Origin of the sequence: Pseudomonas sp. BP11-1-1 (assembly GCF_052112105.1) — a bacterium.
GTDB lineage: Bacteria > Pseudomonadota > Gammaproteobacteria > Pseudomonadales > Pseudomonadaceae > Aquipseudomonas > Aquipseudomonas alvandae.
In genome coordinates this window covers 1-14671 of record NZ_JAUTYU010000017.1, presented here as the reverse complement: position 1 = coordinate 14671, position 14671 = coordinate 1, and the positions used below count along the sequence as shown (strand labels likewise).

Annotated in this window: 8 protein-coding genes and 1 riboswitch; of the genes, 5 read left to right on the top strand and 3 right to left on the bottom strand. The window is 56.5% G+C overall.

The genetic code is table 11. The annotated features are described in order from the left end of the window. Positions 1–30: 30 nt before the first annotated feature. A riboswitch (cobalamin riboswitch) is annotated at positions 31–251 on the bottom strand. Positions 252–415: 164 nt separating this feature from the next. The 5 genes from Q7C33_RS23615 (at position 416) to Q7C33_RS23595 (ending at position 10115) form a co-directional block, all read left to right on the top strand. Beyond that, the gene (locus Q7C33_RS23615) at positions 416–2041 is read left to right on the top strand and encodes a methyl-accepting chemotaxis protein (RefSeq protein WP_407684243.1); all 1626 of its coding nucleotides are present in this window, start codon (positions 416–418) and stop codon (positions 2039–2041) included. Between the two features lie 40 nt (positions 2042–2081). After that, positions 2082–3263: a pyridoxal phosphate-dependent aminotransferase gene (locus Q7C33_RS23610; protein WP_407684242.1), complete on the top strand. Its 1182-nt coding sequence runs from the start codon at positions 2082–2084 to the stop codon at positions 3261–3263. Positions 3264–3528: 265 nt separating this feature from the next. Next, positions 3529–5487: a hypothetical protein gene (locus Q7C33_RS23605; protein WP_407684241.1), complete on the top strand. Its 1959-nt coding sequence runs from the start codon at positions 3529–3531 to the stop codon at positions 5485–5487. 150 nt (positions 5488–5637) lie between these two features. Beyond that, positions 5638–7605 carry a hypothetical protein gene (locus Q7C33_RS23600; RefSeq protein WP_407684240.1) on the top strand — a complete coding sequence of 656 codons (1968 nt, stop codon included), beginning with the start codon at positions 5638–5640 and terminating at the stop codon, positions 7603–7605. A 239-nt stretch (positions 7606–7844) separates the two neighbouring features. Further along, positions 7845–10115, top strand: a complete 2271-nt coding sequence (locus Q7C33_RS23595; RefSeq protein WP_407684239.1) for an autotransporter outer membrane beta-barrel domain-containing protein — start codon at positions 7845–7847, stop codon at positions 10113–10115. Positions 10116–10217: 102 nt separating this feature from the next. On the opposite strand, the gene Q7C33_RS23590 is transcribed toward Q7C33_RS23595, so the two are convergent. The 3 genes from Q7C33_RS23590 to Q7C33_RS23580 all read right to left on the bottom strand — a co-directional run bounded on the left by Q7C33_RS23590 (position 10218) and on the right by Q7C33_RS23580 (position 14635). Continuing rightward, complete coding sequence (locus Q7C33_RS23590; RefSeq protein ID WP_407684238.1) at positions 10218–10709, bottom strand: Ig-like domain-containing protein; 492 nt, start codon at positions 10707–10709, stop codon at positions 10218–10220. After that, positions 10657–11094, bottom strand: coding sequence for a hypothetical protein (locus Q7C33_RS23585; RefSeq protein WP_407684237.1), 438 nt, complete (start codon positions 11092–11094; stop codon positions 10657–10659). The genes Q7C33_RS23590 and Q7C33_RS23585 overlap by 53 nt, the downstream gene beginning before the upstream one ends. Positions 11095–11320: 226 nt before the next feature. Continuing rightward, entirely contained in the window at positions 11321–14635 is a 3315-nt protein-coding gene (locus tag Q7C33_RS23580) for a hypothetical protein (protein ID WP_407684236.1), read from the bottom strand. Positions 14636–14671 lie beyond the last annotated feature (36 nt).

Below are 14671 nucleotides of genomic sequence, written 5' to 3'. Positions count from 1 at the left end.
ATTCGAACAGCGCCCGCCCACCGCGGGTTTGTTGAAAATGAGTCATGGGCCGGTCTCCGGGCTCACGAGGGACAGGGCTTGAGCCGTGCCTGCAAGCGTCACCTTCCCATGCGCATGCACAGTGGATTCGACGCTTCACTCGCTTACCGTTGCGGGGGCAGCACCGGACTGACGTGGCCTTGAAGTAAAGCACACGATTCACCGGTTTCCCGTTTCACCCTGTGAAGGGCACCCAAACTGGCGCACAGGAGACCATGGGCGAGGGCGGGGCGTCAATTGAACACGCCGGGAATATATTTCATCGTCCTCCTGCAAAAAGCCTCAAGCCCAGCCGATAACCCGGTAGGCGTACACATAATTATCCCAATCGATACGCCGGCGGCATGGACGCTCGACCCACCACCGAGGTCTTCCCATGTCCCTACGTAGCTTGAATATCGCCCCCCGAGCCTTTCTCGGCTTTGCCGTCATTGCGCTATTGGTCGTTGTGCTCGGCGTGTTCGCCGCCAATCGCATGTCCGTCATTCGCCAGGCGTCGGTGGACATGGAGCAGACCCAGTTACCCGCCGTCGGTCACCTGGCCAATGTCCTTGAAAACGTGCTGCGCATGCGCATTCTTTCATTTCGCATCCTGGTCAACCGCGACCCCGCCAGCCTCAGCGAGGCCGAGACCCGCATCGGCGTGCTGGTGGAAAAACTCAACAAGGCGAATGCAGCCTATGCAGCGCTGCCCGCCGAGCCAGATGAAGCTGAGCTGTATAAAGTCTTTTCGAAAACCCTGGAAAACTACCTCCAGGCCCAGAAGGAAATGCTGGATCTATCCCGACAAGACAAGGCCGACGCGTTGCGCAGCCTCATCAACACACGGATCAAGGAAGGCACTGACCAGATGGGCGAGCAACTCAACAAGCTCATTGCAATGAGCGTGGCGGAGGGGCATGAAGCGTCGGACCAGGCCGGCGCCTATTACAACAGCGCCATCACTGGCATTCTCGTCGTCTCGATCATCGCCGCGCTGGCCACCGTGCTGCTGGCCCTGCTGCTGACCCGCAGCATCGTCACGCCCCTGAATCGGGCCCTCGAAGCAGCACGGACCATTGCCGGAGGCAATCTGGTCACCGTTATCACCGACGAGGGCAAGGACGAACCCGCCCGGTTGCTCCAGGCCCTTGGCGCGATGCAAAGCAGCCTGCGCCAGACCATCGAGCAGATTGCCGGCTCCGCCACCCAACTGGGCGCCGCCGCCGAGGAGCTGAGCGCCGTCACCGAGGAATCTTCGCGAGGTTTGCAACAACAGCACAATGAAATCGAGCAGGCGGCCACCGCCGTCAATGAAATGACCGCCGCCGTCGAAGAAGTCGCCCGCAACGCCGTGTCGACTTCCGAAGCGTCGAACCAGTCGACCCAGGCCGCCCAGGAGGGGCGCACACGGGTAGTGGAAACCGTCGACGCGATCCAGACCATGACCCACGACGTGCAAGCCACCGCCTCGATGATTGAAGGCTTGGCAATCCAGGGCCGCGACATTGGCAAGGTGCTGGACGTGATCCGCGCCATCGCCGAACAGACCAACCTGCTGGCCCTCAACGCCGCCATCGAAGCCGCCCGCGCCGGCGAGGCCGGGCGGGGTTTCGCGGTGGTGGCCGATGAAGTCCGCGCCTTGGCCCATCGCACTGCGCAATCAACCCAGGAAATCGAAAAAATGGTTGCCGGCATCCAGAACGGCACCGGCCAGGCCGTGCAGTCGATGCAGCAAAGCAACCAGCGCACCCAAAGCACCTTGGAACTGGCCCGGGCCGCCGGCGTGGCGCTGGAGCAGATCACTCAGTCGATCCACCAGATCAACGAGCGCAACCTGGTCATCGCCAGTGCGTCTGAAGAACAGGCCCAGGTCTCGCGAGAAGTGGACCGCAACCTGATGAACATCCGCGACCTGGCCACCCAGTCGGCCAGCGGCGCGCAACAGACCAGCGACGCCACCCACGAACTGTCGCGCCTGGCGGTGGGGTTGAATGCGGCGGTGGCGCGTTTCGTGATTTGAGATAGGGTTGAGGCTGGACACCGCGCTCACAGGAGATTCCATGCGCTTTTCAGCCTTGACCCAACGCATCACCGGTGACGGCGCCGCCGCCTGGGACATTCACGACCGGGCGCTGGCCATGCGTGAGGAGGGCAGGGAAGTCTTGTTGCTCTCGGTGGGCGATCCGGATTTCGACACCCCGCCCGCTATTGTCGAGGCTGCCGTCGCCAGCCTGCGGGCGGGCGATACGCACTATTCGGATACGCGGGGCCTGCACTCGTTGCGCGCAAGCATCGCCCGACGGCATCAACAGCGCTGCGGCCAACCGGTCGGCGCCGAGCACGTCACGGTGCTGCCCGGTGCCCAATGCGCGGTCTATGCCGTCGCGCAATGCTTGCTCGACCCTGGCGATGAAGTGATCGTCGCCGAGCCGATGTACGTCACCTACGAAGCGGTATTCGGCGCCTGCGGAGCGAAAGTGGTTCCGGTGGCGGTGACGCCGGAAAACGGCTTCCGCGTCCAGCCGAACGACGTCGCCCGGCTGATTACCCCACGCACCCGCGCCATGCTCCTCAACAGCCCGAACAACCCCTCCGGCGCCAGCCTGGCGCTGCCGACCTGGCAAGCACTCGCGCACCTGTGCATTGACCATGACCTGTGGCTGATCAGCGACGAGGTCTACAGCGACTTACTGTACGAAGGCCAGCACATCAGCCCGGCGGGCCTGCCGGGCATGGCCGAGCGCACCGTGACCATCAACAGCCTGTCCAAGTCCCACGCCATGACCGGCTGGCGCATCGGCTGGGCGATTGGCCCCGAACCCCTTGCCGAACACCTCTCCAACCTGTCCCTGTGCATGCTGTTTGGCTTGCCGGATTTCGTCCAGCGCGCCGCCCAGGTTGCCCTCGATCAAGACTTGCCTGAAGTGGCGCGGATGCGCGAGGAATATTTCCAACGCCGTGAGCTGGTGTGCATGGCGCTTGAAAACTGCCCGGGTCTCAAACCGGTCCGGCCCGATGGCGGCATGTTCGTGATGGTTGACGTACGTGGGACCGGGCTGGGCGCTCAAGCGTTTGCCGAGCGGCTGCTGGACGGGTATGGCGTGTCGGTGTTGGCGGGGGAGGCGTTTGGGCCGAGCGCGGCGGGGCATATTCGAATCGGGTTGGTGGTCGATCAGGTGAAGTTGGTGGCGGCGTGTCAACGGATTGTTCTATGTGCAACACAATCATTGCAAGACGCCTGAGGCTTGTGCGTTAAAACAACACCCATTAAGCGCATTCCTTGCGCTTATTTTCGTTCTGGTCTGCCAGAACTGTTCTTATGCGTTTGACGTCTGTTCACGCTTGGAAAGCCGACGAGCGGTGTTGATACCTGTAAGTTCTGACAGTAGGCACGCTTCGAAAAGAGGGGTTGAATAACTCCAAGGTTTTGCATCCCTGGTCAATTAGTCCAGGCATTGAGTTCGCGTTAAATGTAGCCAGCCAACATTTAATCAAGGGGCATGAATAATGGCTCTTCTACGGAAAGTTGCTTCTGTAGGACCGGTAACCAGTTCTCACTTTGATATCCAGGCCGATTTTGAAATGCCTAAAGTGCCCGCAATTATCAGGGATGACGATGGCGCTCAAAGGGCTGATGGCTTACTGCCCGTTACGGCACTGGTAACTGATCTCGAAGTTATTGTCCCTGACTGGGGTGGAGACCAGAGTCTCACTCACTATTTGGATATTGGCTGGCGCCGGGCGGGGGCTCCATTTATATCAGTTCGTCAGTTTGAATATGACCCACCGATCCCTCCTGGAGACAAGACTGTATTCGTTCCCAGGGACAAGTTGGTGCACGGCGTCTATGAGCTTTCTTACATCATCACAGTAGGCGGTAACCCAGACGGCGAATCGCTGAAACGGTTAGTGACGGTAGATACTGAAGCGCCTAATTATAATCAACAGCCTGGAATGATCATTTTTCCTACCGAATTGAATGGTGTGATCACCGAAGACTACCTGAGCAGAGAAGGGGAAGTCCGGGTCCGGATAACACGTTATGGTGGAATTGCCGCAAAAGATCGAGCTCTTTACTATTGGACGGGCCAGGAGATTCCACCTGACCCAGACCCTGATGGATTTATCAGGGAGCAGGAATTTAGCCAGGAGGATATCGATACCAACCAGTTATTTATCACTTACGATGAAGCTGACATTCGCCAGGCGGGGGGCGGTACACGATATGCCTATTATCGATTGAGGGACTTGGCCGGTAATATAGGACCCCGATCGGCAGTGTCGGCTATTCAGGTTGACTTGACGCCTGCTCCTGGAAATCTCAAGCCACCGCGCATCCCATTATCAACCAGGGGGTTGATTGATCGTGAACATGCCCGCGAGGGCGCCACGAATCAAGGAGGGGTGACGGTTGAAATCGATGACTATGACCATTCGAACGGTACCCAGAAGATCGTGGTCAATTGGGACGGTACGGATCTGGATGAGCATCCTGTCGATCCGATGCAATGGCCCCAGGTCATCTACGTACCTTGGCAGACGTTGACCGACAAAGGGTTGGGTCCCCTGACGGTGCGGGTGGACTATCGAGTGCGTAACGGGCAGCAATGGACACTGCCTTCGCCACCGACATCGACGCCTGCCGATTTCACCATCGCCGGCCAGGATCATGTTAATGCTCCGGCGCTGCTGAATACCACATTGGCCAAGATTGAAGTACGCGGGCGCGTCTCTGGTCTTCTAAACCGGTTAGTCGGCCTGGATGACGGGCTGTCGGCTCCGGCGACGCTTGAACTATACGATGCCCCCCGGCCCTTGGAACGTATCGAAGTGTATTGGGGAAGTGTCGTTAATCCCGTAGATTTTTATATCGTGCAACCGGGTGATCTGTCTGGGAAACTTATCCCATTCACTATTCCTTGGGCGGCAATCGAGCAAGATAAAAATAACCGGGCCTTACCGGTTTACTACACGACTGACAACGGCGTGAACCAACAAGTGTCACGGGTCACGGAGGTCGACGTTTCCATTGTAATGATTGAGAACCTCAAGGAGCCTTGGTTTCCTCATGCTGATACACAAGGTTATCTGGAGTGCTGTTCTGTGCCTAGATTATGGGAGGGCATAACGGTAAGAGTTGACGGCAATTCGAATTTCGATGCGGGAGATTCAGTCATCTTGACGTGGCAGGGCTGCTACAACTTGAATGGTACGGATCCTATTCCGGGAGTGACGGATGAGTTTCGCAAAACACTGACAGCTGACGAGGCGATCAATGGCTTTGACATCGTGATTCTCCCCTATGACACGTTGATTGCCCCCATGGTGAATAATAACTCCGGTCTGGCTTACTATCGTTTGGAAAAGGTCAATGGTGGCGTGGGGCGGTCGAAGAGTGATTTTGTAAAAATCAATAGGACAAGGCCGAGTGGTGCAATATGTTCGCCTGAAAATGATTTGTGTTAGGAGGCGTAGTCAGGGGCGGAGTACGGGTGGCCACATATAAGCTTGATCGTGTCAGCTTTAAGCGGTTTTCGGGCAACAAGCAGGAGTGTCTGAGTGCCGAAGGTTTTCCATGGGCGAAGTGTGCTCATTTAATCCACTGGAGAGTATGAAATGTCAAAGTCCCCAAAAATACCGGTCGCTGAACAAGCGCGCATTAATTATCGTTTGCTGCGACTCAATGCTCCAAAAGTTGACTTGCCCTCGCCTCAGCTGCATGCTGATAATCCTTTGCTGCCTGACACGGGTGATGATGAGGGCGATAAATTACACAGTGAACATCAAGGTTATCCATTGAAGGTTGAAGTGCATAAATTTGACACTTCTTCTCAAACGGCTCCAGGGTTTATACAGCTTTTGTGGGATAATTTTCCTGCAGGATTCCGGACACCAAATTTCGATACGCCGATTCCCGATACTGAGTTTCCATTTATTCTTGAAATTCCTGCGGACAGGACAACGCAGTCTGGGAGTCATTTACTAGGCTATAGAGTAAGCATTGGAGGGAATTCCGAATCCACCCCAATAGCAAGTATGGTTAATGTTTTTATCGACAGGACGCCACCCAACAATAATGTCGCCGGACGTCAGGTGACTCTTCCTCCGGAAGTGGAAGCCAATGGTATTACAAAAGAATATTTAGATCGCGTTGGCTTTGTGACCATTACCGTTCCAGAGTACGCGGATGCGAACATTAATGATGTGGTCGATGTCTATTTTGGCGACAGATTACCAGCAGCAATACTGGTAGGTTCTATAACCCGGGCAGACTTGACCGTTCCGATGACTATTGAGTTGACTGCCGCTCAAATTGGTTCAAATGAGGGGGTCCAGAGTATTTACTATGTCCTGAAGGATCGGGTGGGTAATACAGGTCCCAATTCTGCGTTCAAACCCGTCGAAGTGATACTGCGTGATGCCCCGCAAAATTTACAGCCCCCGACGGTTCCGCTGGCGCCTGCTCCGGATTATATGATTGACTTGGCGGACGCTTACGAGGGTGTGGCTGTTCAGTTAGATCGTTATGACGAATTGGAATCCGGTGACAAGTTTGCAGTGACTTGGGATGGTACGCCGATCCCGGCCTCGGAAATACCGGGATTTCCATCGTTCAGCAGCGACATGTCGCTGAGAGTTCTGAGGGGCACCCCTGTCGATTTAGGCCCCAAAACTGTTCATGTCCAGTACTCCATTATGCGGGGGAACCGGCCATACCCAGAACCTGTGGGCGCCGACATTGAGGTTGATTTACGTAAGCCAGGCCCGGACAAGCCTAATCCGGAGGATCCTGATCCGATCAATCCCAACTTGAGATTGGTGGACGTTCAGGGTGGGAGTAATACTAATCCGGTCAACGTATTGACTATCAATGATGCTAATCAACCCGCTACTGCAACGGTTCCTATCTATGATGAGCGAAAGTTGGGCGATAGTATCCAACTCTATTGGAAAGGTACTGCGATACCTGCGACTGCCGGGGGCGTGTATACCGTTACAGGGATGGAGCCTAAGGATTTTCCTGTTCCGTTCACTATCCCTTGGGTGATAATTAATGCGGCGGGTAACGATATTGAATTGCCTGTGCATTATGTGGTGTCCCATGATTTGAATGATAATGTGGACACTTCTCCCCCTAGGCTGGTTAATGTCTATATTAAAGATGTCTCGGTGCCACGCGCCATGTTTCAACACCTTGATCCCGATCTGGGTGAGTGGCTTAACTGTATGTCCTTACGAGATGAGCCAGGTCTTGGTTGGGTTGCGAAAATTTTTGTGCCGGCAGAGCCTGAGTTGGAAGGCAAACTGCTCAGCTTCAAGTATCAAGGTTGGCAGGACGCGGCTGGAACAACAGAAAAGCCGGGTACGAAGCATGAGTTTTCTTATACGCCGGATATTAATGATGCCACGAATGGGTTTGTCGTGAATCTGATATACGAGCCTCTTAGGCTGACCGAGGATGTATGGGGTAGCATTGAGTATAGCGTAACGATGGGTGGTTTCCCTGTTCCTGCGGTCCGGCATTTGGTAAGGGTATATATGGCTCTAACAGGCGGAGAAACTTGTAAGGTAGTAGGGCCTTGAATGATGGTATTGGTGGGGGCGTTAAACGTCCCCGCTTGTTTTTTAGGCTTTAGGTTTTGTGACGCGAAGGGGGCAGTTTGCTCTGAGGGAACTTATTTTCCCACGAACAGCTAAAGAAAAAACCTTCAGCATTGCGGGATAAATCCTACATATCATTGTGGAAATTTTACGTACTGTTCGGCGCCGTCAGTCTCTGCTCCCGGTGGGGACTCCCCCATTGAAATGGAGAAAAGCCGCTCATGAACTCTTTTTATCAAGTTCCGTCCGTAACCTTGAAATGCCTGTTTCGTCGATTACCGGTCATTCCCGTGCTGCTGCTGAGCCCGTCGCTGCTGGCAGCCACGCTTGTGGACAATCGTAATACCTTGGATATCAATGCAGGGACAGTTAGCGATACCTACTTGGTGCGCAATGGCAGCACGCTGAACGCGACCAATGCCGTTACGCAGGGCATCATCATTCAATTCGGCTCCACGCTCACGATTGATGGGGGGACTATCAGCGGCGCTGATGGTGATGGCATCACCGTCACGAACAGTACCGGCACTATTAACGGCGCAACCATTTCAGGTGACTTCCTGGGACTGTCGGCCAACCGAATTATTGGTACGACCACCGGTTCGCGAGTCGTTGTTACCAACAGTCGGATTACCGGAGTCGATGCGGGAGCGGAGATCACCGGCGCGAGCACGCTTGAACTGACCAATACCATAGTCACCGGTACCGGGGCTGGTAGTGCGGGGCTGAGCATCCGCGATGGTGCCGTGACCGCCACTGGCAGTACCATCACCGGTACGGTCGAAGGCATTCGAATGATCAACGATGCCCAGGGGGTCGGTACTGGCAGCCTGAGGCTCAATAGCACCAGTGTGCACGGGCAGACCGGCGCGGCAGTCAGCGTTAACAATGGTGTCAATGTTGGCATCGACATCCTCAACGGCTCGACCCTGACCGGCGGCAACGGCAATATCCTCGAAGTCCAAGGCACCTCCACGGCCAAGGTCAACGTTGCCAACAGCACCCTTACTGGCAATGTCGACGTCACTGGCAACAGCACCGCCAACCTGAGCTTTAACGGCGCTCAAATGACCGGTGATTTCAACGTTGAAGCCGGCAGCACCGGCAACTTGGCCTTGGCCAACGGTTCGCTGTTTAAAGGCAGTCTGACCAATGTCGCTGGCGTGACCATCAACGGCGGTTCCCAGTGGGAAATGACCGCCAGCAACAGCGTTGGCGCGTTGGCGATGAACGGTGGCAGGGTCACCATGGGTCAGGGCAATAATTTTTATCAGCTGGATCTGGGGACTTTGTCTGGCAATGGCACCTTCGCCATGAACGTGGATTTTGCCACTAACCAGCATGATGTCCTCAATGTCACCGGCGTTGCCAGCGGCGATCACTCTTTGCTGGTGGCTGGCTCCGGCGTCGATCCGACGTCTGCGCAAGCGCTGACGCTGGTGAAAACGGCGGCGGGCGACGCTACCTTTGGCTTGGTCGGTGATCAGGTGGATGTCGGGACCTACTCTTATAAATTGGTTTCCACCGCGAATGGTTCAGGGGGGACTGATTGGTTCCTCGATCCCGAGACGGCGACGGTCAGCCCTGGTACCCGCACGGTCATGGCCCTATTCAATACTGCCCCAACAGTTTGGTTGGGCGAGCTGACCAGTTTGCGCAGTCGCATGGGCGAGTTGCGTTTCAACGGAGGAAAGTCGGGCGCGTGGGGCCGTACCTATGGCAACAAATATAGCGTGGACGCGGCCTCCGGTACCGGCTACAAGCAAACTCAGCAGGGCTTTTCCCTGGGAGCCGACGCGCCGTTGCCCATGGGTGACGGACAATGGCTCATCGGTGCGATGGCGGGCCACAGCAACTCCGACCTGGATTTGAGCCGCGGCAGTTCAGGCACCGTGAAGAGCTACTACCTTGGCGCTTATACCACTTGGCTGGACGCGGACACGGGCTACTACTTCGACGGTGTACTCAAGCTCAACCGTTTCCATAACGAGGCAAAAGTCTCCATGAGTGACGGTGCCCGTGCCAAGGGTTCCTACAACACTGCAGGTCTGGGCGGCTCGGTTGAGTTCGGACGGCATATCAAGCTGGACAACAACTACTTCATCGAACCCTATACCCAATTCTCGACGGTGGTGATCCAGAGCCAGGATTATGGTCTGGATAACGGCATGCAGGCCGAAGGCGATCGTACCCGCTCTTTCCTCGGCAAGGTCGGCACGACTGGCGGGCGTAACTTTACGCTGGACGACGGCACCGTGCTGCAGCCCTATGTCCGGGTGGCGATGGCACATGAGTTCGCCAAAAACAATGAGGTCCAAGTCAATAACAATGTGTTCAACAATGATTTGTCGGGTTCGCGTGCTGAGCTGGGGGCCGGTATAGCTGCGCAACTCAGTGAGTCTTTGCAATTGCACGCTGACTTTGATTATGCCAGTGGCAAGAATATCGAAATGCCATTCGGTGCCAATGTGGGATTGCGCTACAACTGGTAAATGCCAATACCCGTAGGACAAACAGAAAGAACCCTGCCTTTATGCAGGGTTTTTTCGTTTGGCGCCGTTAATGAACGGACAATTTTTTAATGAGGCGGCGTTTCACCTGCCAATGCCCATGCCTGTGCCAGCCGGATTAAGATCCCACAACCCCCACGTAGCGCCATTGGACATGGTCAGCGCATACATGTACACCGGCGGAAGCGGAAACTTCACACTGCTGGACCATGTGTAGGCTCCCAACCAAGGCCACCGACCCCGGTAGGCGACGCTGATTGCATTCAATGTACCGAGATCCGGAATGCCCAAACCTCGGGAGGCGGCTACGTTACGAATCGCCTGGTAATGACCGCCTCCCAAGTTATGACACAGCCAAACACCGGTAACTGTCACGGTGTAGCTTTTTGACTGTGGGGGCGAGGCCGAATCGGTTGCGGTAATGGTCGTGCTGCCATTGCGGCGAACGGTGACCAATCCGGCTCCATCGACCATGGCGACACCTTGGTTGCTGGAGCTATAGCGATAGGGACCTACTCCAGCGCTAGCGGCATGGCGTACCGACGTGCCCGCGCCAAAGTTGGGCGGGTGGGGCAAACTCGACCTTGACGTGGATCTTCGTCACCTCCGAAGGCTCGTAGTTGGAGGCCCCCACTATTCTCACGTCGTAGCTCAGGTCAAAGTCGCCGTCGACCAATCCGCCTACCGCGATGTGCCGTACAACCGGCTCGTCCACCTCAGCGTCTTCATTGATGGAGCCCGTCACCACTGGAATAGTGCCCAGTTTGATCCTGAAGGAGTCTCCCCGCCCCATGTTGTCCCAAGGCGGTAGCAGCAGCCGTAGCCCGTCGTGGGGAAAGACCAGCCTGGCGGCGGCAATATTGATGCCCACGCTGCCTACGGGAGCCGGCGGATACGCGGGTCCGCCGTCAGGGATGGTCAGCTCTTGAAGAAGCAGGGGGGTGTTGTCGGCAGTGTCCATGGCAGGGTCCCAGTTGGATGAGGTCTGGGGTTATTCAATGCCGGAAATCGAGGTGTGCCTACTGTCAGAGTTGACAGTAGGCACGCCTTCGGAACGATCCTTTCACTTGGTAATTCTTAACCCGCCCCTCAGCATCCTCTTACTCTGCTCCTTTCCAAATTGCTCGCCAAGTGAATAATAGATGCATCATTCTATTTATCTCAATATAGTCCTGTGCACTAGCTTTTTAAGGCAGTACGAGTGCAAAGCAATTGAAGGATCTTTCACCGGTCGCGGGAACAGTACGAAGAAAAACCTCACCACGTTGGAAATCAAAAAACTGATCATACATACCTGGCATATAAAGATCGGACACCCATCCTGTTTCATACGTGCCGAAGGGGTGAGGGGGAGTTGTATAGGACTCACTAAGTTCCCTAATTTCAGCAATACTGGGGAGACGACCTCCAATACTGGTCGCCGCCGCCTCCATGTCTCGCTTAATGCCATAGTCTACACGGATGCAACTTATGACTCCCGTCACGGTGACGGAATATGTTTTGTACAATCCGTTTGCATCCGTAGCTGTAATATGGGCTTCTCCATTTCCACGTGCGGTTACCATCCCCATAGTGTCGACCATGGCCACCCGATCATCGCTGGAATGGTACGAATAAGGGAGTGTCCCGTAGCTCGCCGTTCGCTGGATGAAAGCACCTTCTTTGAGTCCCGGATAATAATCGAAGACGCCTCTAACTATGTAAATCTTGCCATTGAGTTGAACTGGGGACGTTTCAAACTCCATACCGGGTACTACGGTCAAGGTGCGCTCAGCCGAGACCGGATGGCTGCCATAAAGTCCCTTGGCGGTGAAACTGTGCCTGGTCACACTGAGGCCGGTGACCTGCTTACGCCATTCACCATAGGCATCGACCGGTGCGGTGCCCTTCGAGGTGGCGCCATCGAAGATCTCGACTTGCTCGTTGTTCGACGCCTTGCCGATGAGGGTGATGGTCGTCGCGCTGGTCTTGACGCCGTTTGGTATCTCGGTGTTCTGCGGGTCCTTGACAGAGTCGATTGTCGGGTCGATCAGTTCAACGGCTTTGACCGTGTAAATGCGCAGCGGAAAAGTCACCGTCTCGTCCTGGCTTGCGCTACGGTTGAACGTGACTTGTAAGATAACCTTCAGCTCAGAGCCGTCGCGCAGCTGGACCAGCTCGCTGCGCAGCAGGTCCGTGACCAGCCCTGCGCTCACTTCGGAGGAATTCACTGCCGAGGCGGTATAGAGCGTGATGATGTGAACGCCTCCTCCGTTCTGGGCGATGCCCTCGGCGCGCAGCCACACACGCTGGCCGGCCGCGATCAGCGGCCAGGGCGCGCAGGTCACGCGCGCGTTGCCGGTGAAGCTGGTCAGGTCCAGTTCGCGGCCGAGGCCGCCCTGTGCCGCCTGGGGGATCAGCGGCATTGCCAAACTCGTCGCGGGCATCGCCTGCACGTTCAGCGTCAGCGGGGCTGACGCCGGCCCTTCGCTGCCGTCACGGGTCACGGTGTAGGTAACCGTGACCGATCTGTCCAGGTTGAAGGCGAGCACCGACACTGGGAGCGGAATTTCCCGGCTGCCGGGCAATGTCTGTACCGGGGTGGTATGGGAACCGGCCCCGGCAGTGCCGGACCACGTCACGCTGACCTTATCGCCGGGTTGAATACCATAATCGGGAACCACCACAGTCAACGCATCCTTGGCCGCCACCGGATTCAACTGCTGATTGGGCGTAGCGCCGCTGGCCTGCTTGACTCTGGGCGCAGCCAGATTCATGGCCGCGCCAATTCTTATCGTTAATATCTCAGAGGCAGAAGTCCCACCGCCTACCCGTTTGACCCAATAAGACGCCTGCACCGTCCCGCCCTCGTTGCCCTTGATCAGGTCAAAGCCGATGGAAAACGGCACATCATATTTGTCGGTAATGGCATTGAGCTTGACATAGTCGGTGTGGGTCCCGGTGCTTGAGCCTTTCCAGACGTAGTGCACATCATCACCGGAGGTCTGCCCGGCATAGCGTCGAACAATCAAACGGGTCCCGGCAGGTACCTGTTCGGGATCGAGCACACCATCCTGCTCACCCTCGACATCTGGCTTGGGCAGTTCGGCCCTGGGTTCGCCGATGTTCAGCAGTTCGGCATGCAGAGACTCACGGCTGACCACTTCACGGGCGTCGGTGTCGCGTAGCAGCAGGTAGTAGAGGTCCAGCGTCCCCCCCTCGATCGCGCGCAGATGAACCCCTTCGACCGGTATGGGGATAGGCGCCTTGGCCTGTTCTTCGCCTGTGGTGATCAGGTGAAGGCCCAAGTCGGGCAAGTAGACCGAGGCGCTGCCTGGCCGGGTACCGAACCATTGCAGCTTGATCGCCTGGCCTGCCGTCATGCTGTCGTCCCAGGGGATCTGGACCTGGGTTCGCGGCAAGGCCGGGTCGAGCGTGCCGGCGATGGCATCCAGGGCGATGGGCGCGGCCAGTTGCGTGGCTTCGCCGATCACGCTGACGAACTGACCTTTGGAAAACAGATCTCCAGAGCCGTCGGCCTTGACCAGGCGATAGGAAAACACCGCCTGGGTGTTGACCAGTGGACGGACATCGGCACTGGGCAGTGGGATATCGATGACCTTGTTGAGACTCTCAATTCTTACCAGTGGGTAGGTGGTATCCACGACCTCACTATCGTCCGTCGTGCCGCGAAGGCGTATCTCGATCTGATCGCCGACGGCAAAATCCTTGCCCATGACCACCACTTGCGCGGTCACCGGATCGGTGTCGGCCAGTGCGTCCATGTCCAGGACGTTGTTGAACGCCTCGTCGATGAGCGGCGCAAGCAGCCGCGAGCTGCCCGTGTCGACTACGATACGCTCTGCGGCGCTCCAGTCCTCGGAGCGGTTCTCGACCACGTCGCGGACCTCGAAGGCCACGGCCAGGCCTTCTTCACCGGTGTCCCATTTATCGAGGGTGTCCTTGTCCACAACGACGACGATGGGGTTGTTGTCGGGATCTGAGACTTGCACTGCCGTGACCGTTTCCCAAACGAACTCTCCGCCCCAGGAGAGACAAATGCGGTCGCCCTCGGCGATATACGGGTAAGGGAGAATAGTGATCGGTACGTTTTCGGTCTCGGCATCAACGCCACCGTTCAGGATGTCGTCGGGAATCCGCATATGCAGCTCGGAGTGGCCGGGGATATCGCCGTTCTGATCCTTGCCACCGGGGCGTTCGAGTTTGATGTAAATCTTGGTCGATAAGGACGGTTCCGGAAAACTGCTGCCGATGCGTTTGACCTGATAGTCCAAGGTGAAATAGCTCGTGTTCAGGCGTCCAGGGGCAATGAACAGGGTCATGGTCTGACCCTTCTGAGAGTCGTCAACAATATAGCCCGAGGTTACGACGGCGGAATTGAGTCGCACATCAACCGTGTCGCCCAGGTTCATGACGTCCCAGGCCGGGATCTGTATCAGCAGGCCATCGGGGAAGTTATCCAGGGCCGCCGCGACATTGATGCCCCAGGTGTCTGGGGGCATGGGCGGGTTAGGGCTGTTTTTCCCGGGGATGATGAT